The 25,518-nt window shown below is 36.7% G+C and carries 22 protein-coding genes; 3 read left to right on the top strand and 19 right to left on the bottom strand.

Annotated features, from left to right (window positions below; all coding sequences use genetic code 11):
• Window positions 1–132 precede the first annotated feature (132 nt).
• From QA601_00940 to QA601_00925, 4 genes are all read right to left on the bottom strand, one after another.
• On the bottom strand, window positions 133–618 hold the full coding sequence (locus QA601_00940) for a metal-dependent transcriptional regulator (GenBank protein ID MDG5813632.1): 486 nt from the start codon (window positions 616–618) through the stop codon (window positions 133–135).
• Between the two features lie 714 nt (window positions 619–1,332).
• Window positions 1,333–1,941 carry a hypothetical protein gene (locus tag QA601_00935; GenBank protein ID MDG5813631.1) on the bottom strand — a complete coding sequence of 203 codons (609 nt, stop codon included), beginning with the start codon at window positions 1,939–1,941 and terminating at the stop codon, window positions 1,333–1,335.
• A gap of 73 nt (window positions 1,942–2,014) precedes the next feature.
• Window positions 2,015–2,146 (bottom strand): hypothetical protein, encoded by a 132-nt coding sequence (locus tag QA601_00930; protein ID MDG5813630.1) that lies wholly within the window; start codon window positions 2,144–2,146, stop codon window positions 2,015–2,017.
• A complete protein-coding gene (locus QA601_00925) occupies window positions 2,143–3,099 on the bottom strand; it encodes a CDP-glycerol glycerophosphotransferase family protein (GenBank protein MDG5813629.1) in 957 nt (318 codons plus the stop codon). Before QA601_00925 ends, QA601_00930 begins: the two co-directional genes overlap by 4 nt.
• A gap of 526 nt (window positions 3,100–3,625) precedes the next feature.
• Between QA601_00925 and QA601_00920 the strand changes: the two genes are divergently transcribed.
• Window positions 3,626–5,203, top strand: coding sequence for a methyl-accepting chemotaxis protein (locus QA601_00920; protein ID MDG5813628.1), 1,578 nt, complete (start codon window positions 3,626–3,628; stop codon window positions 5,201–5,203).
• Window positions 5,204–5,257: 54 nt separating this feature from the next.
• Here QA601_00920 and QA601_00915 read toward each other — a convergent pair whose 3' ends face one another.
• Entirely contained in the window at window positions 5,258–5,449 is a 192-nt protein-coding gene (locus QA601_00915) for a hypothetical protein (GenBank protein MDG5813627.1), read from the bottom strand.
• A 222-nt stretch (window positions 5,450–5,671) separates the two neighbouring features.
• Between QA601_00915 and QA601_00910 the strand changes: the two genes are divergently transcribed.
• Both QA601_00910 and QA601_00905 read left to right on the top strand, forming a co-directional pair.
• Window positions 5,672–6,439 (top strand): hypothetical protein, encoded by a 768-nt coding sequence (locus QA601_00910; protein MDG5813626.1) that lies wholly within the window; start codon window positions 5,672–5,674, stop codon window positions 6,437–6,439.
• Window positions 6,440–6,625: 186 nt separating this feature from the next.
• Entirely contained in the window at window positions 6,626–7,768 is a 1,143-nt protein-coding gene (locus QA601_00905; protein MDG5813625.1) for a serine/threonine-protein kinase, read from the top strand.
• A 99-nt stretch (window positions 7,769–7,867) separates the two neighbouring features.
• Here QA601_00905 and QA601_00900 read toward each other — a convergent pair whose 3' ends face one another.
• The 14 genes from QA601_00900 to QA601_00835 all read right to left on the bottom strand — a co-directional run bounded on the left by QA601_00900 (window position 7,868) and on the right by QA601_00835 (window position 25,517).
• Window positions 7,868–8,899 (bottom strand): glycosyltransferase family 4 protein, encoded by a 1,032-nt coding sequence (locus QA601_00900; GenBank protein ID MDG5813624.1) that lies wholly within the window; start codon window positions 8,897–8,899, stop codon window positions 7,868–7,870.
• Between the two features lie 6 nt (window positions 8,900–8,905).
• Window positions 8,906–9,856: a glycosyltransferase gene (locus QA601_00895; protein ID MDG5813623.1), complete on the bottom strand. Its 951-nt coding sequence runs from the start codon at window positions 9,854–9,856 to the stop codon at window positions 8,906–8,908.
• 16 nt (window positions 9,857–9,872) lie between these two features.
• A complete protein-coding gene (locus QA601_00890) occupies window positions 9,873–10,820 on the bottom strand; it encodes a glycosyltransferase (GenBank protein MDG5813622.1) in 948 nt (315 codons plus the stop codon).
• Window positions 10,813–11,904 carry a glycosyltransferase gene (locus QA601_00885; protein ID MDG5813621.1) on the bottom strand — a complete coding sequence of 364 codons (1,092 nt, stop codon included), beginning with the start codon at window positions 11,902–11,904 and terminating at the stop codon, window positions 10,813–10,815. Before QA601_00885 ends, QA601_00890 begins: the two co-directional genes overlap by 8 nt.
• Before the next feature lie 33 nt (window positions 11,905–11,937).
• The gene (locus QA601_00880; GenBank protein MDG5813620.1) at window positions 11,938–14,070 is read right to left on the bottom strand and encodes a polysaccharide biosynthesis tyrosine autokinase; all 2,133 of its coding nucleotides are present in this window, start codon (window positions 14,068–14,070) and stop codon (window positions 11,938–11,940) included.
• 3 nt (window positions 14,071–14,073) lie between these two features.
• Window positions 14,074–14,970 (bottom strand): SLBB domain-containing protein, encoded by an 897-nt coding sequence (locus tag QA601_00875; GenBank protein ID MDG5813619.1) that lies wholly within the window; start codon window positions 14,968–14,970, stop codon window positions 14,074–14,076.
• Between the two features lie 9 nt (window positions 14,971–14,979).
• Window positions 14,980–15,990 (bottom strand): AgmX/PglI C-terminal domain-containing protein, encoded by a 1,011-nt coding sequence (locus QA601_00870; GenBank protein MDG5813618.1) that lies wholly within the window; start codon window positions 15,988–15,990, stop codon window positions 14,980–14,982.
• A gap of 9 nt (window positions 15,991–15,999) precedes the next feature.
• Window positions 16,000–16,488, bottom strand: coding sequence for a biopolymer transporter ExbD (locus tag QA601_00865; GenBank protein ID MDG5813617.1), 489 nt, complete (start codon window positions 16,486–16,488; stop codon window positions 16,000–16,002).
• Window positions 16,485–16,982: a biopolymer transporter ExbD gene (locus tag QA601_00860; GenBank protein ID MDG5813616.1), complete on the bottom strand. Its 498-nt coding sequence runs from the start codon at window positions 16,980–16,982 to the stop codon at window positions 16,485–16,487. The genes QA601_00865 and QA601_00860 overlap by 4 nt, the downstream gene beginning before the upstream one ends.
• A 10-nt stretch (window positions 16,983–16,992) precedes the next feature.
• Window positions 16,993–17,625 (bottom strand): MotA/TolQ/ExbB proton channel family protein, encoded by a 633-nt coding sequence (locus QA601_00855; GenBank protein MDG5813615.1) that lies wholly within the window; start codon window positions 17,623–17,625, stop codon window positions 16,993–16,995.
• Between the two features lie 74 nt (window positions 17,626–17,699).
• Window positions 17,700–18,011 (bottom strand): hypothetical protein, encoded by a 312-nt coding sequence (locus QA601_00850; protein ID MDG5813614.1) that lies wholly within the window; start codon window positions 18,009–18,011, stop codon window positions 17,700–17,702.
• A gap of 4 nt (window positions 18,012–18,015) precedes the next feature.
• The gene (locus QA601_00845; GenBank protein MDG5813613.1) at window positions 18,016–20,940 is read right to left on the bottom strand and encodes a tetratricopeptide repeat protein; all 2,925 of its coding nucleotides are present in this window, start codon (window positions 20,938–20,940) and stop codon (window positions 18,016–18,018) included.
• 3 nt (window positions 20,941–20,943) lie between these two features.
• The gene (locus tag QA601_00840; protein MDG5813612.1) at window positions 20,944–24,333 is read right to left on the bottom strand and encodes a tetratricopeptide repeat protein; all 3,390 of its coding nucleotides are present in this window, start codon (window positions 24,331–24,333) and stop codon (window positions 20,944–20,946) included.
• A 35-nt stretch (window positions 24,334–24,368) separates the two neighbouring features.
• A complete protein-coding gene (locus QA601_00835; protein ID MDG5813611.1) occupies window positions 24,369–25,517 on the bottom strand; it encodes a hypothetical protein in 1,149 nt (382 codons plus the stop codon).
• Window position 25,518: the final 1 nt, after the last annotated feature.

Here is a 25,518-nt window from a genome sequence, read left to right as displayed (position 1 = left end):
ATACTTTTCAGATCAGTTACTTTCAAATTCATTGAAAAACGATTCCAAATAAATAGGCCACACTAAACCTCTTAGCACTCTCTAACTTCCCGAGAAAAATAAAAACAGGTTACAAAACAGCAGTAAACACTGCTACTCCTTATTTCCTAAAGCAGTCCCTTTACATACTTTCTTACATTTACCGGTTTTACCAGCAGTTTTCATCGCCTTTTTTAATCTGGATGCAAGATCCTGGTCATTTCTGAGGGCAGTGAGTAAGTTTGTAACAGCTTCACAAAGATTGTTATCCATACTATGCTCCATGTGACAGGCAGCCGTTTCACTCTCTTGCAATGAAAGGTTGAGCACTTCCATGAAAAAATCACGGAGTACATGATGTCTCTTATCCACACATTTGGCAATTTTTTCCCCGTTATCAGTAAGTGTTATGTAGGATCGGGGTTCGTAATTAATGAGTCCTTTTTCTGCCAGAGTACGCAGCGCGACAGTAACAGTGGGGCGCTTAACGTTGAGACTCTCTGCAATCTCCATGGATCGTGCGACCTTGCGAGTAGAGACGATATTAAGAATTGTTTCAAGATAGTCTTCAAGGGTCGATGTTAATTCATGTTCGCTCATAGTAGGATCCTCACTCAGTTAGAGATTTCTAATTAAATTAATATTTCGCTATTTAATCATCAAGATTTTTTTTTAACCTGTATATTCTTTATGAAATCCAGTGAACGTTTTACGGATTTTCTTTAAATTGCCTGGCATATTTGCAACCAACACAGCCCTTGTTTTCCGCAGTGTTTGATGCACTGCTATATTCAGCGCAATGTTCTTACGAATAGTTTAAACCAAAAATTTGAGAAACATTGGATCTTTCGCTGAGAAACATGGCTCTTTTTGTAAGAAACATACCCAAAATGGAGTACAAGGTGGTCTTTTTCCCTTTTGGGGACAGGTAGTTTTTGGGTGCATTGTGCAGACTAACATCCCGGGTTGTACAGCTCCCGCTCATCGAGCGGCAACCATTGCGCTCGTTGAGCGTAGTCGAGATGCAACCGCTCAGCTCGGCTGGAGCAACAGGCTCGGTGCGCTGTTGAATTGAATAATTTAGTGAAAAGGTTTATCTGGCGGTACTCAAAAACGCCGTAAAAACAATGCGCAGCAAAACCGTAGAGTTACTATCCCAAAATTTAGATACTAAACCCTCATGCCTCTATTTTGTAGAATATTATGTCCGTTTTTAACTCTTAGTAAAAGGACTGAAAGAGCAGTGAGTTTTGCTACAACAGTTTTTAGAAACAAACAAGAGGGCAAAAACAAAAAATGCTTGTTATAAATACTTTATGAGGCCTGTGTTTGAGCAATAACCGTATCATCACTAATACTCAATACATCCCCGTCACCAGCACTACTGAATAGTTTCTCTGCTGCTCGCAGGTCTTCCTGCGTATCTATTTCAAACCAGCGGAATGGCGAAGTGGTAAGATTAGTAAAGAAGCAGCCTTCATTGATATCTTTCATAATAATATGTTCGTAATACACACCAGTATTCTTAAGGCTAATTTCACGCTCTAAACCGGGTAGTAAACATTTATTAGTGTAGGTGTAATCAAATTTGTAGAAATTTACCGTTTTAAAAGAGTCAGATATTTTTGCCGGCGTTTGCTGTTGTGGTAACAGCATTTTTTTCACTCGTCCGGCACTGTTGGCCAGCACAACAGTGCCATTAAGTTGTGGCCGGTAGTTGTCTGACACTATCAGATTATCATAAGGTGAATTGACCATTTTCTTTAGCAGAGAATGTTCAAAAAACACATCCGATTCAAACAAGTAAAAACCATTAACAAGATACTCCCGGGCCAGATAGAAAGAGTAGATATTGTTTGTGCAATAGTAATACTCATTTTTTATAAATGTTAATGATATCCGGGATTTATACTTTGTGCTCAAATAGTTTTTTAGTATTTGGGAAAGGTGTCCTGTAACGATTACAGCATGGAGTATTTTAGAGTCAACAAGTGCTTCAATGGTTATCGATTAGCGCAACTCCATTTACACGAACCATAGGTTTGGGAACACTTTCACACCCAAGTCTTTTGCCCATTCCTGCGGCAAGTATAACTGCCGGAGGTGCTACTCTTTTATTCACTATCATTTTTGCTCCAGAAGTTCTTCAACAGCCTTTTTTAATCTTTTAGAAGCTTTGCCATCCACATGGGTATATAGAAATTCTCTATCCTCTTTGATCTTTTTGATTCGTTCAGTATCGGGGTTAAGAGCGGTTTCAACCGCTTTGAGTAACTGATCAGGATTTTCAAGGTGTACAAAAGAACCCTTTAACCACTCTCTGGAATTTTCTTCAAGATGAGGCTGCCCATCTGAATGTCGCAAATTTTCATCTGGAAGATTAACTATAATCCCACAACGCTCAAGCGCAAGAAATTCGTTTATTACACTGGAGCCTTCACTGATCATTGTGTCCGCAGCCCAAAGATAGGGAAGCATATTGTGCTCGTGTGCCGGAACAAGTTGAAGACGGTGATCTTTTGAGCACATTTTTTCAAAGAATCGATGTTGAGAATGGGAGGCGTATTTTCCAGCCCAACTGTAGGGATGCAGTTTTACCAGAACATTGTAGTCATTAAGAAGCTGAAGGAGCTTATCCCCGATCATAAAGATGGAAGTCGGCTTATATGATGGCGCATACACCACGATCTTTTTTTCGGGATCAAGACCATACTGCTGAATGATTTCTTCCCTGCTGAATGCACCGCTCAAAAGAGGGTCATGCTTTGGCAGACCGACATCGATAAATGTATGCTTTTTATCGAGGCCGTATTTTTTAAATTTTTCAATCCTGTAGCGGCCTTCTACAAATACCACATATCGTGTATCTTTTTGCCGGAGAAAATTTCGGTAACGCAGTGTCTTTATCCCCGGCCCATGGTCCACATTGCAAAGTAAGGCGTCGCCATAGGCTTGTGGCTCTTTGAGAGTATCACCCGAAATTACTACATCATATCCACTGCGCTTCTCTGTAATTTTATAGCCATCTTTTATAAAAGATGCTTCTATCTCTTTTTTTGCGACTAATAAGGAATAGTCCAAGCACTCTCTTTTGATTGGGACCGATACGAATGTTTAGGTCATAACGTGAATCCTTGGCCATCTCTTTGAATATTGGCTCCATTGATGGCCAATAATATTCCTGCACAACATCGAAAAGAACTCGTATCATTTTTCGGGTTTTATACTTTCGTGAAGGTACTGTATTTGAGGAAAAAATTCATCTTCGGATATTTCAGGCAGTTTTTTAAAACAAAATTTCATTTTTAAGCTGACTTCAGTGACGCTAACTTACTTTACCTTAAAATATAACAGAGCTAAAAATAGTGCAACTCTCTGCCTTATCTATGCCTGTTTTATCGGGGGCTGATAGTTCAATATCAATAACATAATTTGAAATGCTACATGGCACATAAAAATATACACCCCAAACCCTAACTTTTTGACCCTTTTAGGTTTAAACAACAAACCAGCCTGTGAATTTTAAAAAAAACTTCCCAGACAGTGCCCCGGGTGATAAAATAACATCGAGTTAAAAAAAAATTGGGTAGCAGGAGTAGTTCAATTTATGAATATGCATGTAGCTTATCTGATAGCATTGATTTCAGCAGTTAGTGTCTTAATTTCAGTATCAAAAATAGTCTTCAAGGGCTCTATAGTTTATGCCATCAGTTTGGTAATCATTCTATTTGCATTGAAAGCCTCCCTTGCGACCTACATATTCGCCATTTCTGACTGGAAACATATTTTCTGGATTATACCTGTTCTTACCTTTACCTTAATTTTGCAACTTAAATACATCATGATCAAAATCAAAAAACCCTTAAAAACTATTATTGATATGAATAAAAGTTTGTCTAAAGGTGATCTTAATCAAAAATTTAACACTGCACTACCAGAAAACGAATTGGGAGAGCTAATGCGCTCCTTTAACACGCTTGCCACTCAACTGAAAGATATTTTTGGTAACATTACTTTAACTTCTGACAGTGTTGCCAATTCGGCAATAGTACTGACATCGAAATCATCCAATATGTCACAAACCGCCAAAGAGATGAGCGAGCAAAGTTCTATGATTACAGCCGCAACAGATAAAACTTCCAGTAATATCAGTACGATCTCTTCTGCCGCTAAAGAGATGTCCGATTCAGCAGTCTCCATATCTACGGCAGTTGAGGAGATAAGTGCGTCTTTAAATGAAGTATCGCTCAACTGCCAAAAAGAGTTATCTATAGTACAGAGTGCCAATAAAAAAGCTATTACTAATAAAAACTCGATGGTTCAGCTTAATAATGCTGCAAAATCTATCGGTAAAATTACTGTTGTGATCAACAAAATAGCTGATAAGACAAACCTTCTTGCACTTAATGCTATGATTGAAGCGACAAGCGCAGGTGAGGCGGGTAAAGGATTCGCTGTTGTCGCCAATGAAATAAAAGAGTTAGCAAAACAAACAGCCAGGGCTACCAAAGAAATAGAGCAACAGATAACAAAAATTCAAACAGACACTCAATCTGCTGTGTTGGATATTAAAGATGTAGCTGAAATCATTGGTGAAGTTGATTCTATTTCTCATTCTATCGTCAGCGCTGTAGAAGAGCAGAGCGCTACCATTAATGAGGTAGAAAAAAGTATAGTAAAAATGAGTACAGGCGCTAGAGATGTTGCGGATAATGTCACCGAATCTGCTCAGGAACTTTCAAACATCTCCGAAGTAATCAATGATTTTGATAGTAAAGTAAACTCAGTCGCCACTGATATTTCACATATCAATTCAAGTGCAGTTGATTTATCCGTTTTTTCAGAAAGCCTTATGTCTATGTTATCTAAGTTCAATGGCTGCTTTATCTACAGGCACGATACTGAAGGAGTTTTTTCCTATGCTTTTGGAATAGAGAATACACTTGGATACACCAATGAAGAGTTTATGAGGAACTTCGAAACATTTTTGACCGATAATCCAATTAATAAATCTGTAGCTGAATATACGGCACTTAGTCTCAAGGGAAATATACAGCCTCCCTACAGTGTTGAACTAAAGAGAAAGAATGGCTCAACCTGTATGTTTGAAATTTCTGAAAAACCGCTCAATGACAGTAATGGCAGTGTTGTGGGAATATCAGGAATAGCACGGATGAGAGGATAATTTTTAACTTATTAGTACAGGGCACTGGACCTATAGTACTGTGAGTTGAAGTGCTTATATTGTAATCCTATTTATTCTTTCGAGCATTGCTCCAATTTCCACCATAGGACTGATATTTAAGGTATCACAAATTTGATAGTACTCTCGCCTCACCGCTATCACTTCTTTTGCGTTGGAAACAAAGGGAATCAGTATTCTAATAGAATAGTTCTGTGTAAGTAGTGATTCTAAACGAATTAATTTCATAATTTCATAGAAGCACGAAAGCTTAAAATATACATACAATAGTATAAACCTACATTTTCCCCATCAACAACACCTGAATTTCCTTGCCATTTATAAGGAAATTCTACATTTTTAATCACGTTACTACAACTTAATCTTTGGTTTTATGTTTTCTGTTTTAAATAACAGTAGCCTTAATCAAATGAATTATAATAGCTTTTCTAAGATTAGAAAGGATACAGTATGATACAATATGTACTAACACCTTCCGCCGGTAAAAGACTGATTGGAAAAGCTGTTGCAGAAAGAATCACCAAGTCAAAGGCAATAAAAAGCGCAACTATTGCAATCATTGCAGGAACCACTAATGGCTATATTGCTGAAGAGCTGCTTTTGAATCTTGGTCAAAGTGAGGATTTCTGCCGCAAACGGTTTTTCAGAGGGATAACGCCATCACCAGGCATTACCACTACCAAAAGTGGTCGTTTTCCCGATGAATCACAGTTTCCGGGTGATGTAATCATTCAAAACGGAACCTGGCTCAAAGGGAAAACCATCTATGATATAAAGGGTAACCTTCAAACAGGGGATATTATCATTAAGGGAGCAAACTGCGTTAACCTTTGCAGTAAAAAAGCAGGTGTTTTAATCGGACACCCCGAAGGAGGCACTATTATCGCAGCACTGCAGGCAAACATTGGAAAAAGGGTTGAGCTTATAATTCCCGTAGGTCTTGAGAAGAGGGTTTGTGATGATATCGACTCCATTGCTTTATCCCTGAACTCTCCAAAGGCTACCGGTCCTCGCTTAATTCCCGTTACAGGGAACATAATTACCGAGCTGCAGGCAATACACTACCTTAGTGGTTGTAATGCCAATTTAGTATCAGCAGGAGGCGTTTTAGGGGCTGAAGGTGCTGTGTGGATTGCAATTGAGGGTAATGACAGGCAGTTAAAACAGGCAAAACAGCTACTTGATTCAGTCATTGAAGAACCTTTGTTTGCAATTTAAATGTATATGTTAAAGAGTTGTTTTGAATGTCCTCAAAGTGCTGTATTTAAAAGGGGTTAGCCATAAAAGAACGCCTGAGCACTGCTTTATTATGCTCTTTGCGCATTGCTGAGCGTTTAAAATATAACTATATTGCTAGTATTTGGAATATACAGCTAACCCTCAGAGCTCAGGGACCAAAATGTAATGAGTGAAAAGAGCACAAAAGTCCGTTATGAAAACCCCGTAATAAAGCTTGCTGTTGAGAGAAAACTGGTCTCCCGTAAACAACATCTCGATTGTAGAGAATTGGTTAAAAAAAGCAGAAGAATAGGCCTTGAGACCACAATTGAAGAGATCATGATAAAACAGGGCTTTCTGAGTGAAGAGCAGCTCGAGGAATTACAGGAGATATCCCGTCTTGGAGAAAGCGGTGATTATTACGGAGGGTACAGGCTACAGAAGCTCGTTGGTCAAGGTGGGATGGGCAAAGTCTACAGGGCACTTCATGAGTTCACATTACGATGTGTTGCTTTAAAAATTCTAAGTTCCAGGTTTTCATCAGATAAGACCAATGTTTCCCGTTTTTTTCAGGAGGTTCGGGCACTCGCCAAACTAAATCACCCTAATATCGTAACTCTTTATGATGCAGGCAAGAGCGGCAGACGCTACTATTTTACAATGGAATTGGTGGAAGGCCTGTCTCTTGACCAGTACATAAAAAAGCATAAAAAGTTTACAGAAAAAGTAGCCCTTAAAATAATTCGCGATGTTGCAGTGGCATTGGGGTATGCACATCAAAACAGCATTATTCACCGGGACATTAAACCTGAAAATATTCTTGTCGATGACTGTGGCGTAACAAAGGTGACAGATTTTGGAGTGGTAATGCACCAGGATGATGACCACCTGACTCTTACGGCAGAAGGTTTCATGGTGGGTTCCATCCACTTTGCTTCACCTGAGCAAATCAACGGACTTAGGGATATAGATGGACGCACCGATATCTACTCCCTGGGTGCCACCCTTTTCTTTATGCTTACCGGACGCACAGTCTATAGCGGAAAATGTATTCAGGAAGTTGCTGCCAAGCAAACTAAGGGCCCATGGGTATCACCGAGAAAATTTAACAGAGATATATCTATAAAATCAGTTCTTTTGATTCGTAAAATGATGGCAAAAAACAGAGAACGTCGTTTTCAATCAATGGAAGACCTTATAAAAGCAATCGATCGGCAGTCTTTGACAAGAAGGTTTATTGGATACCTGTTGAAATTTTCTGCAATTATCTCTCTTATTGGCTTGGGTATTTTATTGGAGGTACTTTTTTCAATAACAACCATGCTTTAAGGTACAAACTTTAATAACCGGTCTGATCAAAGGGCAAAAGTGTTGCAGTTTATCGTCTTACCTTATAAAGATAACATTTTCTGCTACAGAGTTACTTTTCTAAGCTTTAAGCTTAAGAACATCGTTATATACTTTTTCATAGCGGGATACGATTTTTTTGCAAGAATACTTTTCTACAGTTTTAAATGCATTCTCACTTAACCTTGACCTTAGAGCTGAATCAGACAAAACTGTTAAAATATTTATTCCAAGATTACCTGATGTACACAGTAAGCCATTATATCCAGAAGTAATTACCTGGTCAGCCCCGGGGTTATAAGTTGCAACGACAGGACATTTGTTGGCCATGGCTTCAATTACCGGCACACCAAACCCTTCATAAGAGCTACAGCAGCAATAAACCCATGCCTTAGAATACTCTTCCCTAAGTTGTTTATCAGTAATCCGACCTTTATAGGTAATATGTTCATCGGATCTCCCCTGGGCTCCAACTATGATCAGTTTACAATTTTTAACTTGGGGCAGTATTTCATTTTTAAATACCTCAACCATTAAGTTCCCGCGTTTACGGGTACCCATAGCCCCTATAAAGAGAACTGTTGGATGGGTTGTTATATTCCTTGCACCCCTGTGATAGTTATGCGGTATCATACAGGGGATCTCTTTTTTTATTAATGGTATACATTTCACAGTATCCCTGGATATCCCAACCGTTACGCCCTTACGAAAAGCGGACACAATTTCTAAAAGATAGAAGGTGAACTGATAGAAAAAGGTTACACACGTTCTTGCATGCATAGCCTCTCTGATTGCAGAGCCATAGAAAGTACGTACTCTGTTAGTAGCTCCCGCTTTAAGATAATCATCTCCATGATAATGAACTATATCAAATGATTTCACATCAATTTTTTTAAAGGCAAATGCTGGTTCAAATTTTCTGAATAGTCTATTTTTCCATTTCCATTTTAGCTGCACGTGTTTATACAGCATTCCTCTAACAGCCGGGCTAAAACTGTAACAAATGACATCATGTCCCTTTTGGACTAAAGTTTGAGCAAGATTGTGTACTTGAATTGATACCCCGTTTGGTTCATCTGAGGGTAAATATCGGCTAATAATTGCGATTTTCATAAATTCTCAATATAATAGTAACTTTTTATATTTCACACTTCCATACAACAAAGCGGCCATAAGGACAAAAGGAGAAACCAACATACACCACCATTCTTTAATAAAGTAGTCAAAACCAACATTCTCAACACCTATCCTTCTTATGGTAAAAGCAGTTGTAACTGTTATTTCAAGCACGATAAGGGGGATAATAGCTTTATCCATAAAAAAGAGTGAAATGATAATCAAACTATGAATGGACAAAAGCGATAGTAGAGTGCCCGAGAAAGCAGATCCTATCTTTTTTCTGTATTCCTGGCGATGTTTTTTAAGCAAAAGAGGATCAAACCTTCTATTCCAGCAGTTTTTTAGTAAATCCCACCATTCACCACTTCTAAACCTATGATACACATTCATTGAAGGATTAAAGGCAATTGATCCACCATTCTTTAAGACGGTAAATGCTAAATCAACATCTTCTCTCTGAACCGTAAACCGCTCATCAAAGCTACCATTTTCTTCAAAATTTTTTTTTCGATAAAATATGTTATTTGTCCTATACTTAGGTTTTTCGAGCCGCTTATACTCATTTATCAGTCTTGATTCCGATCCATCTGCCCTGATAAAGGTTTTGCCCTCAACTGCACTAAACTGTTCATTATTGAGTAAAAATTCATAACCAATCCTTAACCAGTCCTTATCAACTACACAGTCATCATCAACGAATCCAATTATACTATACTTTGCCTTTTTTACACCACAGTTACGTTTTTTTGATATGCTTATGTCATCTATAAAAATCCACTTAACATAGTTATATTGCTTTCGTAATGGCTCTATGGGGTAGTCTGCAACTACAATAATTTCATAGGGGAATTTAATGTCTTGTGCAGCCTTGAGCAGAGAAATAAGAAGCTCCTTAATGAAACCAGGTCGATGAGAAGCAACAACAACAGAAATGCCTGGTTTTATTCTCATAACATCTCCTTTTTCGTTACTTACACCAATCTGTTTTTTCATCACATGATCTTACATCTAAGATTCTACCGTTTATAACCGCAGGCAACAGAAACCAGGCGTTTATTTGCTCCCAAGACGACATTAATACCAGCATCAGTGCTTCTAATGGTTTTGAGCACAGCTTTCTAACTCCTCTTCTGCGCATTGATGTGAGCGTGTGTTTCATAAGAATAGCCCTGTAGGTTTGAAAAAAAGAGGAATGATATCTTACCGATTTATATTTCATAGGATGCTTTAAATAAAAGTAACACTCTGCTTTTATAAGTCCCCTCATTCGTTTTGTTGTGCTTGTAATTTTATCGAAATAATTTATACTTCTTGCTTGGTGAGTAACTTTTAAATCTGGACAGTAACTAATAAAACCTTGCTCAAGCATGCGTAGGGCCAGCTCATGGTCCTCGCAAAATGGCCCCAGGTATTCAAAAGCGCTATCAAAACCACCCACTTGCTCTAATTTGCATTTTTTGTATATTATATGACAAGTAAGATAGCCGCCCTGACTTGAGTTTTGGACCTCATTGTCCCACAAACCGCCACCTGAGGCTGTAACTTTTCCCTCAATACCAACTACATTTTCATGTACTGATTGCAGATTATTTCGCAGTGTAGTATACCAGCCACTATCTACGACAACATCATCATCAAGAAATGCCACCCAATCCCCATTAGATCTGGATATACCGATATTTCTTGCGACTGCCATGCCTCTGTTTTTTTCAAGATAGCAGTAATCAACCTTAAATTTGTTACATATTATTTGATTTAATACCTTTTGCCTATAATTTGAAGCATCATCAATAATATGGATAGACGATCTTTTACCAACATCTTCTTTACAAAGACTTTCCAAACAAACAGTAAGTTCGTCGGGTCTGTTTCGGGTCGGAATAACAAAAGATACTTTGGGACCTTTTTTAAACATTCAGTATTTTTTTCTTGTATAAGTTTAATGTTTTAGCAGCCAGGTTTTCTATACTATACTTTTTTGTATAATGTCCCATTCCCTCCTGAATTTTAGTTCTAAGCCTATGGTTTGTGCTTAATTGTTCTATCTGAGCAGCAGCGTCTAAACAGTTTGGGGATAACATAAATACCGGATTGTATTCAGCCGCAATTTCTTCTGTCATTTCTATGCAACTACACGCAATTATAACCCCCTCTGCCATCATATCAGATATACTCTTTGATGCACTTCTGTTTGAAAAAAGGCATAGTCCTACATCAAGTTTTCTTATTTCTTGTTCATAATTGTTTATATCGAGATACCCTGTTATGTTAAATTTATTTTCCCAATTAAGTTGTTTTATTTTTTGCTCTATACTGGTTTGGAGATAATTGTGATCGCTGAGCCTTACCCCCCCAACCCAGGTGAAATTCCACTTTATTTTTAGTTTTGACAATAGTTGAAAAAGCAACTCATAATCAAATTGTGAATTTATAAAACCAGCACAGCCAAGCTGAACAGTTTTCTGTGGTTTTGACTCCCTATATTCAGACTCATGTTTTACAGGAAAACCTGAAACTGCTATATTTTCAGCACTCATTCCTTTTTTTACAAGAATTTTTTTTTGGAAATTGTGATGTACAATAATTTGGTCAGAATAAAAGCTGTTGTTGAGATTACGATAAAAAGCGGTCTGAGCAGAATGCCGGTAATCATATATGAGCTCTTTTAAGAGTTTTAATCTACCCCTTATCTTAGATTTTGGAAAAACACCAGGGAAAGTTTCGTAGATCTCATGCAGGGTAACAATGAGAGGTTTGTTAATTTTAGCACACAACTTAGGATAGAAATCTTTGTTTTTGTTAAGAAATATAGATGGTTCGTATTGAATATGAACCAGATCACTTTTATTTATATCTTTTAGTTTATGACTCTCTCGCAAACTACTCCAGGGTATAGCATTGATTTCAACCCCCAAATTTCCAATAGCACTTATATAAGCAATGGAATAATGATTTATGCCGCATTTTTCTGTTTTAGGATATATCCAGCTTATTATCATAAGATTAGCTCTAAAATTGGTGTAAATTTTTAGTTAGCCGCTCATATCACTTTTATAGTACTTGTAATAACCGTAACTATTGCAATGCCGTGAAATATTTATATTATTGAGAACTGCCCCATTTACGTCAACTCCAATATTGCTGAAGCTTTTTACTGCCCTCCCTACTAATTGCCGATCTGTACATTGTGATTTAATAACCAGTAATACACCATCCACTTTAGTTCCAAGTAACGCAGGGTCAGTTACAGCTATAACAGGTGGAGTATCAAACAAAACTATATCAAAATTTTCCTTGAAGGTTTCAATCAACTGAGTCATCTTTTGTGATCCAATCAACTCTGAAGGATTTGGAGTAAAAACTCCGGCTGTAATGATACTAAGATTGTCCAGATCTGTTTTTTTAATAACCTTTTCATAGTTTGTGTTCTCCAAAAACAAACTTGTTAAACCATTTTCTCTCTTTAGATTAAAGATTTTGTGTTGAACCGGCCGTCTTAAATCAGTATCAACTAAAAGTGTTCTTTTCCCCATTTTAGCATAAGCCATTGAAAGATTGGAAGCGGTTAAACTTTTCCCCTCACCCGGACTGGCAGAGGTAAGCACAATGGTTTTAAAAGGGTAATCAGGGCTAACAAATGATATATTGGTTCTCAAAGATCTGTACGCTTCCAAAATGACAGAATCTTCTTTAGAGATATCATAAATGTTTTTAGTATACTGTGCTACTTTGCCTTTCCTACTTGAATTATCTTTTACTTTCCTTTTAAGATGAATATGAGGTATTGAGCCCAAAACAGATAAACCCAAGTATTTTTCCACATCTTCTGTAGTTTTTACAGAGGTATCGTTGTATTCAAGCAAAAATGCTATTGAAACACCCAGGGTTAACCCGATAATTACACTTAATGCATAAAAAATTGTTTCATTTTTAGAAATTGGCTCCAAAGGGAAAGTGGCCTCATCTACAATTTTAATACCCGTCTCTATAGACCTGCTTCTAATCCTTGCTTCCTCCACCTTTTCAAGAAGTATAGAATAGATATTTTCATACACTTCTTTTGCTCTTTTAATTCTCATCAACTCAAGAGTTTGATAGTGAATGTTTGGATTATTGTTTTTATAATTTGCTATAGCATTCTCATAAGAATCAAGTCTTCTTCTAAACAACTCCAGTTCACCCTCTTTTTCAATCACCGATTTTCTAAGCTCTTGCCACTGATGTAAGCTCATTGGATCTACCGGTGCAACAGTTTTTTTTTGGTATTGAAGCAACTGTTGTTCGATTTCACGGATCTCTCTATCAATTTTTGATAAACCTGAAAACCTGATTCCAAGGTTTTCAAGTCTCATCTTTTCAGTTTCCAGATCTTTTAACTTCTCCCTTAGTTTATAAAACTCAGGGGATAACTCTCTTGAGTCTGGGGCAATCCTTTTTTCAATATTTTTTAACTGTTCCCTTTCGGCTTCAAAATCGGCTTGCATTATTCCTATTTGTGCCAGATTATTGGTATACGCGTCCTGCAGTGTTGTAAGTTCAGGAGTTGTCCCTCCCTTAAGATTACCAACAGTTTCTATAAAATTTTGATAGTCCTTTTCGGAAAGTTTTAAATTCTCCTTAACTATTGCCAATTGTTTTTCTATTTCAATTACAGTACGTCTTGACTCTTCACTTGCCATTTCATGACACCTTAGCATAAGTAACTTTGTACCTTTATCAGCCATCAAAAATGCCAACTCATCTGCCCCGGCTCTTGCGTTGAGGCGAATAAAAGAGGTGTAAGGAGTTTTTCGCAGGCCCATATTTGAACGTATATATTCCCTGGCACCTTCTGGGGATAAGTCAGGGTATGTACTATTAAATGTTTTCATCCCAATACTATCTACTAGCCCTCCAAGAAAGGATCGGCTATTTAGTATTCCCTCATAGAAACTAAGAGGCCTGTAGTTCGATCTTAACACAGGGTTCAGAAGAGCACTTTGTTCTTCGATCACAATTTTGGAATATGATTCAAACTCATCTTCAATTTGTCTTACATAGTACATCGTTGACAATACTACTGTACATAATGCCAACAGGATTATACATTTATGGTTTACTATAACGGCAATATAGTCCTTAATTGCAGGTTGTGCCATTACCCAATCATTGCGTACCTCTTCCATTTTTTATTTAAACCATCCTGCGAAGGTTTGAACGGTTATTAACAGTAGTAAGGTATTGTTTAAAAAACTCATCATAGTTTTCCAGTCAAACCACCTGGAATAAACCAGGATTACATCTCCTCTTTCCACTGTGGGCATACTATCCATATCCCCCTGGTCCAATAAAGCCTGAATGTCAATTATTTCTTCAGATGTTTTGTCGTCTTCTTTGGTTATTTTTCGTACCCTTCTCAAATCAGCTCTATCGTTAGGCCCACCTGCCATATATATCATTTCGAAGATATTAGCCTGTTCTTCAATTTCATATAATCCCGGTCTTTTTACCGCACCCAATACCTTAACCATTCTGTTTTTTTTATGACCAAGTACAACTACCACATCATCAGCTTTTAAATCCGGAAGCAAATTTATATCCCCACTGCTGAAAAAATCTTTCAGATTAACTTCTATCGCCTGTATGCGTTTACCGTTTCTATGTATTTTTATTTTTTCTAAATTAGCATCAGATAAGATACCTCCTGCTTTTACTATTGCCTCCTGCACTGATGCATTTTCATAGAGCACAACTGGTCCTGGTTTTTTTACCTGACCAAGAACTGTGACTAAAATTTCGGGGTTTTCTACTTTTGATACCATAACCAAAGGGTTCTCAATATGCCTTGCCAGCCTGAATACAAGATCATTCATCAACTCTGCAGTGGTTCTGTTTTCTACTATTTCATCACTGAAAAGAGGATAGTTAATAGTACCATTGGCTCTGACAGTAAACCTTCCTGACATTTCCGGATGAGAAATTATCTGAATGTCTACCACATCACCGGGCTGCAAAATTGAAGACTCGGTGCTAAAAACAATAATAAATAATACAAAACCCAATAATCTGGCTTTATTTCTACTCATAATACACCTCTACCCCCCAGCAGAGAAAATGAAAGGATACGTGACAGTAACATCTCCTTCAGGAATTTTCTCAAATTGCCAAAGTTGTATTCTTCTAATAACTTCTTCTTTAAAACTTTCACTTCCTGTTGAATTTTCAATCACAACCACATCAACAACTCTTCCTGATGCTTTGATTGTAAACTTTACAGTAATTTTACCACTCAGATTCGGATCACGCCTTAAATATCTCTGATAGACCAATCTAATAGTAGATCGATGGGAAGCGACCACTGAATTAATTGCAGATTGTCCCCTTTTTACATTAGTTAAACCCGCACCCTCTATAGCTTCCGGTCGCTCAATAAATAGATCACCCTTTCGACTCAACGTAGTTACATTAGCAGAACCGATTTCAGCAATCAGATCATCAATATTTTCCCGCTGCATAGAAGCTTCAACACCTCTTCTCACAAGCTTTTGCTCTAAAGCATCACCTTTTTGCACCCGCCTAAGCCCCTGAATGTTTTTAAGTGCCTCTTCCAGATCATTCGATCTGTTTTTCCTATCTATTGCTCCAAGTACATCTGGTACAGATGTTTCATTTGCAGACTTTCCAGTTCCGGTTAACATTCCAAGTAACCCTACATTTCTCACCCGTTCTTCTACCTTAGTTATGGTTTCAGTAGCTTTTTTTTCCACATTAGTTTTTGCCATTTTACTTTCTATTTCAGTCTCTATATCACTATGTGTAACTTTTGATTTTTTTATAAACTCTTTTACACTTTGATCCTGCGGTATTGGTTTTTCTATAATTAATCTGGCAAACCTTTCAGGAACAGTATCGATTTCAACATCTTCAACATAATGTACTAAGTTTTTATTTGAATAATAAAGGATAAGAAAATGTAGTATAACAGATGCTAAGATTAAAGCCAAAAAAGCTTTATTTTGGGGTCGGTAAAAAGATCCCTTTACCTGTTTTAGCACCGTTTTATTTATATTACATCCAGTAGAACCTGATACAATTATCTTACCCATTGTAGGTTTTTATTCTTCTCTCTTACGTACTGCAAGTGAGAATTGATTATAATTCTGATATCCACATGTGTATAAAATCCGTTTAAGCAAATCAAACGGAATTCTTTTATCACCCTGAATAGTTATTTCACCTTTAAATTCCCTGCCTGTAACCCTACCCAGTTTTTCTGAAATCTCTCTGCGCTGACGCAACCATTCACTAAGTTCAGGTATTATTAGATCCTCAGAGTCAAGCACTTTGTCAACTGTAGTTAGCTTCCTGTTTTCAGCCATAATGAAACTATTATTCACTATAACGGTCGTCATTGCTTCAGGAGTTAATTCAGAACTTGATTCTGGCAGTATAAGATCAGGTCCAACAGTCATTATTTCACCTTCAGCAGAAAATGACTGAAGCAGATATATAAGCAATATAACCATAACATCGATAAGAGAAGTTAGCTGGGGCTTACATCCTTTGCTTGTGTAAAAGCTGCCTTTTTTTTTGTGATTTATCATCCGATATCTCCGGATAAACCAATATCTTCAAACTGCAGTTCCCGGCATATATCCATAAATCTTACAATATTCTCATAAAGAACCCCTCCCTCAAAAACCAGTATTATGCTTTCCTGGGAAGGGTATTCGAGTTTTACTACTCTTAACAATTCTTTTAATGTATCAAAATTGTACTGACCATGCTCAATCGGTACAAGATTCAGTTTTTTCCCCGTACCAACTACTCTAAATCCTTTTGAAGAAACAACTACTGAGAGGTCCAGATCATTTCTTTTATCAGCCACTACTTGTGAATCCTGAACATCTGAGGATGGCAGTCTAAAATCAATCACTGCTATATGTGTAAATACTGCCATCGATACCAAAAAAGGGATAAGTACCATAAATAGATTCATAACAGGCGTAACATCCAAATCAAAAAGATCTACCTCTTTTCCGCCCATTTTTAAACGTTTTATCAGAGACCTTTTTTTTTCACTGGGTAAGTTCATCATGTTCTAAACACTAACTTCTTCCCTGGGCATTTAACAAATTTAGTAGTTTGACCGTACATTCATCGATTTCTTCAATAATAGCATTAGCTTTTGCACCAAGAATTGAGTGCATTACCATACAAGGTATTGCTACTATCAAACCCATTGCTGTAGTATTCATAGCTATAGCAATTCCTTGTGCAAGAACAGTTGCTTTTTGAGCAGGATCAGCTGCAGCCAGAGCACCAAAAGCTTGCTGTAAACCAAAAATGGTACCTAACAGCCCAAGCAAAGTAGAAACATTTGCCGAAAGCGACAAATAATGTGTTCTTTTTTGAATTTTTGGTAACTCCCTCAGCGCTATTTCATCCATAGAATTTTGGATCTCCTGATCCGGCTCATTTTGAACATAATGCCAAATAGCACTTTCAAGTATAATAGCCAAAGGTTTTTTGAGTTTACTGCATAGCTTTGAAGCCCGTTCCGCCTCTCCATTACGAACAAGTCGGGTAATCTGAAATAAAAGAGCCCTTGAATCTATCTTGCAATGAACATATAGATAATATACCCTATCTATGACTATTGCTAATGAAATTGCAGATACTGCAACAATTGGATACATCCAGTACCCACCTTGTTGGAAAAATTTAGCTAATACTTCCATTTATTCACTCCAGGTAATAAAATCTCATACAAAGAGTTACAACATCTTGATTTCTGCCTCTCACTATCAGTGTATCATTCAAATGATTCCCCGTCAAATCGAATCTCATTTTTCCGTATCCTTTTTAAAGATAAGGGTTTTGATATTTGTTCTGTAAATGAATGAGTCATCTTTATATCTCTATAATAAATTTCCTCCTTAGGGAGAAAAATTATTACTTGTGGTTTATGTACATCGGCAGAAATTTGTGCACCTACGGTAAAAGTTATTGTCCCGGGTTTTTCTATTTTATAACTGAACCCCTCTTCTTCGTTTGACCATGCAGGATAGGAATACAGAAAAAGCATAGCTACTAACAACAGTCTTACGCTTCTAAAGACATTCACTTTATTACTCCAGTTTACTTTTTATTTCGGGAAAGATATAATTTTCCGGACGAACACTATATTTTGGTAAAGGGTTTTCGTTAGGTGGTTGGGGAATAAAATGATAAGAAGATGACTTAATCCTCAAAAGGGGTAACAACCCATGTTTGGCATCTTTTTGGGGAGAGACTGATACAGCTATCAGATTATTGCCTCTTTGTACTTTTCCTAACAGATCTGCCCTATATGTGCCGGGCTGGGCCTCTTCCAAAGACACTTTTGTACCATTTACAAACAGACTTATGTCCCCGTCTGCTCTTAAAAATATTTCTGCATTAAAGGGTATTACCTCTATGATCACTTCTCTTCTAAAATAGACATCTCTGTTCTTTTTTTCAGTAGAGTTCTCCTCGTCGATCCACATTGCCGTTTCTGAAGCATTTCTAAGCATTGAATGGTCCTGGTCCAACACTTCAACTCTCTTTGGCTCCTTCCAGCCGCTATCATCAAAACTTCTTTCATACCACCTCTCAGCATTCTCTTTGGCCATTCCCCTTTTAACTCGCCACCGTCTTCCCGAAGACATTGTTCTGACTATTATCGTATCTTTTTTTATTCCGTATATTTCTTTGCTTTTCTGAAAGAGTCTAACATATGCATGCCTGACATACTCACCGGCCGTATATCCTTTTTGTTCAAATTCCAAGACACGTTCATAATTTTTTATCATCTCTCTTCTTAGTTGCTTCCCAAGCTCTTCAAATTTTCCTCTGTAGTTATCTTTTTCATGTACAGATATATTTGAAGGGATTGGCGGATCCGTTTTTATTGTTTGATAGAGTAAATCATAGCTACGAGCCCACTCAAACTGTAATTGCGCAATCCTTTCCTTTGGAATTGTTGTTTCGCTCTCTTCTAAATTGTAGGCCTGCGCTATTTTTAACCCATATAGATACGACTCTACAGCTTCTTCTTTATAATCTTCAGTTTGGGAAAGAAGTCTCGTTTTATAAATTAATCGTTCATATTCATCTAAACCTTTGGGCACAGGGGCCTGGCGTGCTATATTAATAACTTCATAATAACTGTCACCTAAAGTTAATGAAGTTTCTAAAATCTTTTTTCCAGCTTCAAAATAACTATTATCAAACTGTTTATATCTGCTTCCAAGTTCAAGTGTTTTTAAGAAAAGGTTTATAGCGTTTTTTTGAAGTGGTGTTACTTTTTGCAGTATATCTAGTTTTTTTGCAATCAGCCTGGGACCTTGAAGACCTTCTGCGCTTTTCATAGTTAGTGCTATATCCGCAAGTGATAAATATTGATTAGCTGCAATCATTGGCAGTAAAGTCAATTTCTTATTAGACGCCGATATGTATTCATCTTCAATAAACTGCTTTATACCAAGTTCTACATTTTGTTGGTGATAATAGAGAGCTTGTTCTACAGAATATCTTTCAATTGCTTCTACTATACCAAGTTCAAGGGCGATTTGTTTATTTAGGTCGACATTTGATGGTCGCTCTTGATTGAAAAGACCTTCCGCAAACACCTCGTAAGTTTCACCAATCTGGTAAAGGCTCTTTGTGGTCCATTCAAGAAGTCCCAATTGAATTACTTCCGTATAATAATCTATTGCTTTGTGCAGATAATCATATTTTCGAGTTATTCTTTCTCTATATTCCCTTTCAGGAAGCACTAGTTCTATCTGTGACATATTTTCTTTGTAGATTTGAGCAATAGTGAATAATGATTTTGCGGCGTAATAAACACTATTATCATCTGGTTTTTCTATCTTTGATAAACTTTCAACAGCTGTCAAAAGTTGTTGAATTGCCATCTCTTTCTTTCCTTGATTCTTCAGGGATATGCCAACCAAACAATGAGCCTGAACTAAACGATTATCTCCACTACCAAAACGTTTTGTAAATTTTTCAGAAACTCTTGAAGCACTTTCCCAGTCTCCTATTTGGCCATATAAATCAGCAGCCCTAAAAAGAACATCGGGGGCATTATCACTTGAGTGAAAGACAATGGCTTTTCTTTCAAATGTTGCTGCCGCTTCCAGCAACCGGTTACTCTGTTCGAAACAATATGCTGCATTCAACATAGCATTTGCGGCAAGCTCAGAATCCTGATGATTTGAAACTAATTGTAAATATATTTCGGCAGCATCATCCCACCGCTCTAATTTTTCAAAATTCAAACCGATTCTGAATTTAGCTCCTGGAATCATTGCAGAGTTTTCATAGTTTACGATAAGATTTTGGAGAGTTTTTATTGCACGCAAGAGTTGCGAGAGTTTTTCATACATTAAAGCAGTGTTAAAAAGAGAGACATCAGCAATTTCTGTTTCCGGAAATTCCCTGGCGGCTCTTTTATATTGTACTGCTGCATCCCTATATCTTTCTTCTTTTTCATACTGCTCAGCAACTCTGAATAGAGTTTGTGCCATCCTTAATTGTGCATCTCTTTTAGTTTCACTCCCGGTTGCTTCCTTAATTAACTTACCGTACCATAATTGTGCTGAATCGTACTTTTCTTCTTCATAATATGATTGAGCAGTCATTCTTATGGCAATATCGTTTTCCTCCGGAAACTCTAAAATTATCTTCTGATATATCTTTCTACTTTCACCAAAACGCCCCCTATTGTATAACATATTTGCTTTTATCTCTAAAACCTCAGATCTTTTGGGGCTGGATGGATAAAGATGTAAATAATTAGCACAAGCTTCCATTACCATTTTTTCTGCATCCAAAAGCTTGTTCTTATGAAATTTATCTAGCGTGTCTGTTTTCAGATTCTTGCTTTGGCGACTACCTTCTTTATCTGTAATTATCGTTTCCTTTACTTTATCACTTTTATTTAAATTATCACTTTCAAAAGTATTTACAGCAGCACACCTAAAGAGAGTGTGAATTAGTACCAAGAGATACAGTGTCCTTTTCACTATCTATTTCTCCTCTAAATCCCTTAGATAATTCTGCGATGCAACTATTGCATTCCATGCAGCTGTTTCGCTATACTGAGAATTTGTCTTTTGTCTTGAAACTTCAATATACTCTAAAGCTGCTTTTTTATACTCGCCAATAGAAAAGTAAATTTCTGCAATGTTATAGTGGCTTTCATCTGAAAATCGACTATTTGAATACTTCTCATTGTATCTTCTGTATGCCTTTAATGCTTCTTTATAATGCATTTCCATATTATTTTGCAGCGCCAGATGATGAAACTGATTAGCAGCGTTAAATAACATGTCTGAGGCAATACTGTCTGCTTCTGTTACTACTTCAATGTCATTCTGTTCCTTTGCCCAAGTGCTATATCTATTATACATCTCATAATAATTCATCATCAATTTAGCAGACTCGTTATACTCTAAATTCCTCTTTTTTATTTCAAGCAGTTCTTTTCTTATGATATGATTTTTCTGATATGCAGGAAAATGCTCCAATATTTCAGTATAGGTTTTGTTGGATAGTTCATATCTTCCTTGTTCTCTATAGACATTAGCAAGCCTGTGGAGAATTTCATGGCCTCTTTTATGGTTTTTCATTCTCTTTGCAAAATTTACTGCTCTTCTGACTCCTGATTCACCAACCATATCAATTTCACTTAAACTAATTGCAACGTAATCAAGAGCCTCACTCTGAAGCAAAGCTTCCATACTTTCCATATCTCCAAGATCAACCAACGCAAGAAATGTACTAATCGCCTGCTTAGGATAAGCTAACCTGTACTGTGTCCATGCTAATTTATAAAGTGCTTTATCAAACCATTCACTTTCATGATAGTTTAAAACAGCCCTGTAGTAGCGTGCTGCTGCATCAAGCCTGCCAATATCAAAACTATGTTCCCCACAATACATCAAAGCTTGCGGTGCATACTGGCTATTGTAAAATTTTTCAGCGACTTTTTTCATGTATTTATAGGCACTATCAATCATATCAAGATCATTATAACACCATGCCAGACTATAGGATGCAGCAGCAGATACCTGCTCACAAGCATTTATCTCAATGGCTTTTTTAAATTCTTTTATACTTTGCTCGTGACTTATTTTGGGCTTTTGTGGTATAGTATGGTCTTCTGGATTTATAGCCCTATCCTTACTATTTTGTTGTTCTTCATATATTTTCATAGCCTGTTCGTATTTTTCGTATTCTATCTCGTACTGGATGTTGTTTCGTGAATAGTACATTTCTCCCAAATGATATCTGAAATAAGCTTTATCGTTCATAGTTATACCACTATTTATAACTTTATTAATCTGCTTTTCAATTGAAGATATAGCTTTTTCTCTTTTTTCATGTTCTAATTGCAATAGTGAATCTATAATGTTATTACTAATTTTTACTTCATCTTCACTACTACCGGTACTGTTTGCATGTTTTGTTTTTTGCAAGTCTATATAATCCATTTCCCATCTATGCTTTTTTAGCAATATATCCGTTTTTAAAACATTGGCCCGATTAACAATTTCTTGGATCTTTTTGTTTTCCCCATAAAAATTGAGCGCCTCACTTCTGTATGAGTTTTTCTTTTTCATAACAGTTTCAAGAGAATCGATTTTTTTTAACAGGTACACTTCATCCAGATCTAAATAAGCTTGCTGAAATGCTCCAATCGAGTAGTGCCTATTAATAAATTCTATTACCTTTAATGAATGAGTAAACATAGTATCTACAACGCCTGAATTTTTTTGCTCTTTAAGTTTTGATTTTAGCTGCAGCAACTTTTCAGTTGCTGCAATGATTTTTTTCTCTTGTTCGGTTCCGACAAAATCACCTTTTCTCATTTCAATATCTTTAATAAACTTAGTGATTCTCTGTTCTTCTGCATTTATACTCAGCACCATATCCCACTCTTCTAAAGCGTTACCATATAAGTGTTTAGCCATATAAAAGGCAGCATTGACTGCATAGTGGGAATCGGGTTTTTGATTCAATACCTGCCTAAAAACTTTTTGAGCATGTTCACGATGCCCCATTTTATAATAACACCAGGCTATACCAAACAGTATTCTATCAATATTATACTGATTTCTAAGAAGTGAAAAATAGATCCCTAACGCTTTTTGGTATTCCCCTGCTTCATAAGCGAGCTCTGCAAGATTTATTTGAATATTTTTTGCTGCTTTATTATCTATCAGATCCTTTTTGCTACTGTTTATAGCATTATACATGACATCTTTTGCCATAATAATATCATTGCTATTCAAATAGTATCGCCCTAACGCATGCATCACATGCAAAGAATAAGAAGCGTCTTTATCTACAAGTGATGCAAGGTGTGCAAATCTTGGCGATTTATACCCAAGCTTTATTCCACTTTCAATCATTAGATAAATTACTTCATTAAGTTCCTCAGCATTGATATTATCTATTTCTGATTCTAATTCCTGGTCCCATACCTTCTCATAATGCCCCAAAGCGTACTGGCATTTTATAGTATAAAGTCTTTTAAAAGGGCCAGCTCTAAATGATTCAAGTTCCAACAAAGCATCTGATTTTTTCCCAGTTTTATACAGTAGTTTAATATGCATTCTATCTATTTTTTCTTCACTTATTTTATAACTATTATTTATCTCCTTGATTTTAATTTTAGCTGCCGTATATTTACTTTTTTCAAGATAATGAGTAAGATTTACCACTTCCGTGTCATACATCTTACCTACTTTTTCATCAGAGCCATTATTAATGATACCTTCTTTAATGCGACTTAATTTTATTGATAATTCTTTTATCCCATATTTGTAAAATGTTACAGTGGATGTTGGCTCCAATATTTCTATCTTAGACGTATCAAAACCTGCAGCACTCATACCAAGATTATCTATTTGCCCCTTAAGATCCATCCAGAGTTTGTGAAACATTCTTTCTATCTTGAATAATTCTTCAACTCTTTTATGATTACTTTTTTCCAAAATGGCTTTTAATTTAGTTTCACTTACCCTTGATACGATTGTCGTCCGAAGTATTTTTAAATCTTCGGCTATGTCGTTTCTAATTATTTTGACACTATTTTCTTTTTGCCTTAACTTATTTTTTGCCATCGCTATCGTTTCATCCAAGCGAATTCTTTCATCTCTTTCCAAAATTTTTGGATATGCATCTATTATCAACTGTATATCATCGACGATTACTTGTAACATTTCAACGCTTTTTTCAAATTGGTCTGCTTTATTATAATGAGCAAACATTCTGCTTACCATCAATTCGTTTGAAAAGAATTTATCTCTATTCTCACTATAAGCCACCGTTGTGAACGTGAACGAGAACATAATAAGCGCTAAAACAATGATACTTTTTAACGCCAGTTGCTCATTTCTTATTTTTATCATTCTTTCCTCACCAAACAGAACTCTTTTACTAGCAGCTATTTATTTAGTTCTCGTATGAATTCATCAAAATTTATACGGTTCGGTTTATTTCTGTTTTGATATAACAAATGACTTCTGATTAATTCAGAATTACTACTTTTAAATCTGATCGGAACAGTAACGGTTGTTACAATCTTCCATTTCACAAACCATGGATCAAAGGGATCTCTTATTCCACGTTTTTCTTCATCAGGAAAAGCACCACTTTTTCTGTCAAGTAGTTCCTGATGATGAATACTTATACTTGATTGCTGGTTTACACTAAGAAGCATTGGTATAGATATGGAAAACATTGAACCTTTTGGAAATCTTACGTTTCCACCTAAGGACAAGTAGCTCATATTTTCTGTAAAATAAACAAGCCACCGTTTACTGTGTTTTTGCGAATCATTCATAGTAAATACTTTGGGCTCAAGAAAATTCCTGAACGCTTCAAGCGAATACTGAAAAAAGAGATCATATGCATGAGCATTGTACACTACGCCCACATCTAGTAACAGTTGAGAAGATGACCATAACTCCCGATCCGTTGGCACCCTCAGCCCTAAATTAGTAATAAATCTAATAGGCAAACGCCCTTTGTGTGCGAGAAAATCTAATTCCAAAAGCAATCGGTTTTCAATTCTTCCACCTTCTGTTATATATCCTTCTGGTGTAAATCCGCGGTACCCTCCTATTGTGGGAGGGCCATCCCAGAAATGATGGGCATATCGTAATGAATAACCAATTCCAACAAATCGGAGGTGATCATTTTGGGGCATTGTTAATTTCAGTTCACCCGATACCCAGCCTGGTTCCAAAGACCAGGAAACCGGCCTTGATTCAATCGTTATCATACCAAAACTAAACAGCCCGGCATGTACTCTGAACTCAGGAAAGAATCTTGCGTTTGAATACCACTTCAGTTGGTCTTTTGATACACTGTCTAATAGTGATGGGTGCTTGTCCCATACATGGCCTACCCCTCCAAAAGAGAGCCATATATCCCCAAAACTTGTGGTATTTGATGTGCGACACCCCAGATAGGATTCACCTCTATCCCTTACACTTCCTGGCTGTCCATAGCAATGCGACCAAATAAAAAACATTATAAAAATGGCAGCACCTTGAAATACACTCTTATGGTAATGAATTTTTTTTCCCATA

The sequence above is a fragment of the Chitinispirillales bacterium ANBcel5 genome, from assembly GCA_029688955.1.
GTDB classification, from domain to species: Bacteria; Fibrobacterota; Chitinivibrionia; order Chitinivibrionales; family Chitinispirillaceae; genus Cellulosispirillum; species Cellulosispirillum alkaliphilum.
This window is presented reverse-complemented; position numbering and strand designations above follow the sequence as displayed.

Excerpts from the sequence above, each read along its gene's own strand:
- QA601_00885 (MDG5813621.1), bottom strand. The coding sequence starts at position 11,904 with ATGATAATAAGCTGGATATATCCTAAAACAGAAAAATGCGGCATAAAT.
- QA601_00940 (MDG5813632.1), bottom strand. The coding sequence starts at position 618 with ATGAGCGAACATGAATTAACATCGACCCTTGAAGACTATCTTGAAACA.
- QA601_00835 (MDG5813611.1), bottom strand. The coding sequence starts at position 25,517 with ATGGGAAAAAAAATTCATTACCATAAGAGTGTATTTCAAGGTGCTGCC.
- QA601_00840 (MDG5813612.1), bottom strand. The coding sequence starts at position 24,333 with ATGATAAAAATAAGAAATGAGCAACTGGCGTTAAAAAGTATCATTGTT.
- QA601_00905 (MDG5813625.1), top strand. The coding sequence starts at position 6,626 with ATGAGTGAAAAGAGCACAAAAGTCCGTTATGAAAACCCCGTAATAAAG.
- QA601_00890 (MDG5813622.1), bottom strand. The coding sequence starts at position 10,820 with ATGTTTAAAAAAGGTCCCAAAGTATCTTTTGTTATTCCGACCCGAAAC.
- QA601_00855 (MDG5813615.1), bottom strand. The coding sequence starts at position 17,625 with ATGGAAGTATTAGCTAAATTTTTCCAACAAGGTGGGTACTGGATGTAT.
- QA601_00930 (MDG5813630.1), bottom strand. The coding sequence starts at position 2,146 with ATGATAGTGAATAAAAGAGTAGCACCTCCGGCAGTTATACTTGCCGCA.
- QA601_00900 (MDG5813624.1), bottom strand. The coding sequence starts at position 8,899 with ATGAAAATCGCAATTATTAGCCGATATTTACCCTCAGATGAACCAAAC.
- QA601_00920 (MDG5813628.1), top strand. The coding sequence starts at position 3,626 with ATGAATATGCATGTAGCTTATCTGATAGCATTGATTTCAGCAGTTAGT.
- QA601_00860 (MDG5813616.1), bottom strand. The coding sequence starts at position 16,982 with ATGATGAACTTACCCAGTGAAAAAAAAAGGTCTCTGATAAAACGTTTA.
- QA601_00870 (MDG5813618.1), bottom strand. The coding sequence starts at position 15,990 with ATGGGTAAGATAATTGTATCAGGTTCTACTGGATGTAATATAAATAAA.
- QA601_00875 (MDG5813619.1), bottom strand. The coding sequence starts at position 14,970 with ATGAGTAGAAATAAAGCCAGATTATTGGGTTTTGTATTATTTATTATT.
- QA601_00895 (MDG5813623.1), bottom strand. The coding sequence starts at position 9,856 with ATGAGAATAAAACCAGGCATTTCTGTTGTTGTTGCTTCTCATCGACCT.
- QA601_00910 (MDG5813626.1), top strand. The coding sequence starts at position 5,672 with ATGATACAATATGTACTAACACCTTCCGCCGGTAAAAGACTGATTGGA.
- QA601_00880 (MDG5813620.1), bottom strand. The coding sequence starts at position 14,070 with ATGGAAGAGGTACGCAATGATTGGGTAATGGCACAACCTGCAATTAAG.
- QA601_00915 (MDG5813627.1), bottom strand. The coding sequence starts at position 5,449 with ATGAAATTAATTCGTTTAGAATCACTACTTACACAGAACTATTCTATT.
- QA601_00865 (MDG5813617.1), bottom strand. The coding sequence starts at position 16,488 with ATGATAAATCACAAAAAAAAAGGCAGCTTTTACACAAGCAAAGGATGT.